We start from the raw sequence: 3012 nt of genomic DNA on the forward strand, positions 1-3012 counted from the left end.
GCTTTCAGGTCAGCGGTGGAGGCACTGATGAATGACAGGCCGCTTTCGTTTGCCATCGTGCGCGCAATTTTAGTTTTGCCGGTGCCGGGCGGACCATAAAGGAGTATGCCGCGCGGAATGCTGATGCCTTTGGCGCGCAGGGCATCGGCATTGGCAAAAACGGCGCAGGCGGAATGCAGCACTTTTTTGTTGGCATCATTTAGCACCAGTTTGTCCCAGGTGGCATCTTTATCGACAGCACTGTTGTTGCCGGTACGTTTGTCGCGGGTGGCCGCCGCAAGGGATGCTTCATTGATGTCGTCGCCATTGCGCACCATTTGCCGGGCGAGATTGGCTATTTCCCGCCCGGAAAATCCTTGCAGATAATCGCCGCTATTTTCCGGCAATTCGCCCTGCCATGTGAGTGCGGCGAGTTCGGCGGCAAAAATGGATTGCCGCATGGCGGCATCGGGCAGGGGAATTTCGATTTGCTCGGCGAAGCGCGACAATACCGCTTCATCCATAATATCGCGGCGGTTGGTCGCGCCCAGCACCAATACGGTTTGCTGTTTGTCAAAACCATCCCATTCGGCAATGAATGCTTGCACGATGTCATCGGTAAAACTGTCGCTGCTCATGCTGCCGCGTTTGACGAAAATACTTTCGCATTCGTCAATAAACATGATGCAACGCGGATACCCTTTGGCTTTGTCCCACATTTCTTTGACTTTCTGTCCGCTTTCGCCGATATAGCGCCCTTTCAAATCGTGCAGGTTAATAGCAATAAAGCCGCAATCGAGGGTATCGGCGAGGGTGCGGGCGATAAGCGACTTGCCCGTTCCCGGTGCGCCGTAGAGGAGGATGCCCTGCGCCGCGCTGTTTTTGCCCGCAGCAAAGGCATTACCCAGTTGGCGGATGTTTTGTTTGAGGTTTTCCGGCAGATAGACTTTTTCCCAGCGGGCGGCAATTTCAGCTTCTTTTGCTTGGCGTGCCGCTTCTTCCTCGGCTTCACGTGCTTGCCGGGCGGCTTCCAGTTCGGCGGCGCGTCGTGCTTCTTGCCGTGCGGTAGCAGGTGAAGGTTGCGGCAAGTCGCGGTGGATATTGAAGGCATCTTCGGTGCGCCGCCGTTCGTCATAGGCCTCCGTTTCCCGACAGCATTCACGCCAGAGGTCTATTTTTTGGGCAAATTGCAGCGCGAGTTCTTTAATGTGCCGATTGGCGGGAGCGATTTCGCCTTTATATACATATGATGAACCGTCCCACACCATCATGGGCATTGGCCCTTCCTTGCGCATGACGATATAGCACAGTTCATCCCCTATTTTGTCACTGTCGTCGTTTACGCTTTGATTGATGGCAAAGATGATGTCGCCATACTGGGTGTTGTTAATATTGGCACTATTGTATGAACCGAAATACAACCCTTCCCGTTTATACAAGTTATAGGAGCAGATAAGTTTTATGGGGTATCTGTCGTCATTGCTTTCTCCCTGAATCAAGAGAAATCCAAAAAAATAATTGGCAAGAGCTTTTTCTTGTTTTGACAATTCCCCGACAAATTTGAATACAGCATAAATGCTGGCAATGATGCCGGGAATAACGGTTTGCGTGACCACGGAAAGGAAAATGGCGAGCAGGATAAAGATAATCCAAAATACAGATTTGTTTGGCGGGACTACTATCCCTAGCTTTTGTAAGGTAGCAGCATTCAGATATTGCCTACTGAGGGCATCGTTGGCAGCGCGGGAAAACTGGTTCAATTCCTGACGCATTTGATCAATGCGGTATTTCTGGCTTTGCAGATCACTCATCTATGACTCCTGTTTGGGGTTGAGGTCCGGGTTTATGGCGGTTTATGGCAATCCTCACAAAGCCCTGTACGGTATCGCGTCGTGTACAGAACGTTGTGAGTATCGCTATATGCGGTACGGTTTAATTATAGCGGGAGGCGGAAAGATCTTCCGTCCCCGTTTGGGATGCCAATGCAAAAAACCACCGCAAGCGGTGGTTTTTTGTTTGTGCGGCGTTATTCGTCGTCGCTCATTTGTACCGAGGAGTAGATGTTGTAGCCGCCATCAACGTAGGTGATTTCGCCGGTGATGCCGGAGGCGAGGTCGGAGCAGAGGAAGGCGGCGGTGTTGCCCACTTCTTCGATGGTGACGCAGCGTTTCAGCGGCGCGGTTTTTTCGAAACCTTTGAGCATTTTGCGGAAGTCCTTGATGCCGGAGGCGGCAAGGGTGCGGATGGGCCCCGCGCTGATGCCGTTGACGCGGATGCCGTCTTGTCCCAAGTCGGCGGCGAGGTAGCGGATGGCCGCTTCAAGGGATGCTTTGGCCAGCCCCATGGTGTTGTAGTTGGGGATGGCTTTGACCGCGCCGAGGTAGGTCAGCGCGAGGGCGGCGGCGTTGCGGCCTTTCATCAGGGGCGCGGCGCCACGCATCAGGGCGGCGAAGCTGTAGGCGCTGATGTCGTGCGCGAGGGCGAAGTTTTCGCGGGTGCAGCCGTCGAGGAAGCGGCCTTCGATGGCTTCGCGCGGGGCGAAGGCGATGGCGTGGATGAGGCCGTCCAGCCCGCCCCAGGCTTCTTGCAGGCTGGCGAAGACGGCGTCGATTTCGGCGTCGCTTGCCACGTCGCAGGGCAGGAAGATTTGGCTGCCAAATTCGGCACCCATTTTTTCGACGCGCGGTTTGAGTTTGTCGTTTTGGTAGGTGAAGGCGAGTTCGGCACCTTCGCGGTGCATGGCCTGGGCGATGCCGTAGGCGATGGAGAGGTTGCTGGCAAGGCCGGTGATGAGGATTTTTTTGCCGCTGAGGAAGCCCATGGTTTTGTCCTTGGTTTTGAGGTTTTTGAGAATCCCCCTCGCCCTGCAGGGTGGGGAAGGGGCGGGTAATCATTGGGGTTGCAGGTGGTTATGGCTTTGCCTGACCTCGTCTCTGTATTAAAAAAAGAGTCGCCATAATCAATGCAAGAACCAATGGCGTAAAAATGTAGCCTATCCATGTAAATGGGTCGCCAAAATAGAAGAATACGGCG

General features: G+C 54.1%; 2 protein-coding genes. Both read right to left on the reverse strand.

All coding sequences use genetic code 11. The annotated features are described in order from the left end of the window. Positions 1-1400: AAA family ATPase (locus Q0349_RS05000; RefSeq protein WP_298079781.1), on the reverse strand; the 1400-nt coding region annotated here is incomplete at its 3' end. A gap of 605 nt (positions 1401-2005) precedes the next feature. Next, positions 2006-2800 carry an enoyl-ACP reductase gene (locus Q0349_RS05005; protein ID WP_298079782.1) on the reverse strand — a complete coding sequence of 265 codons (795 nt, stop codon included), beginning with the start codon at positions 2798-2800 and terminating at the stop codon, positions 2006-2008. Positions 2801-3012 lie beyond the last annotated feature (212 nt).

The organism is uncultured Cardiobacterium sp., from assembly GCF_938028185.1.
GTDB lineage: Bacteria > Pseudomonadota > Gammaproteobacteria > Cardiobacteriales > Cardiobacteriaceae > Cardiobacterium.

What these genes read in the sequence shown, in the direction of transcription:
- Q0349_RS05005 (WP_298079782.1), bottom strand. Translation starts at nt 2,800, where the DNA reads ATGGGCTTCCTCAGCGGCAAAAAAATCCTCATCACCGGCCTTGCCAGC.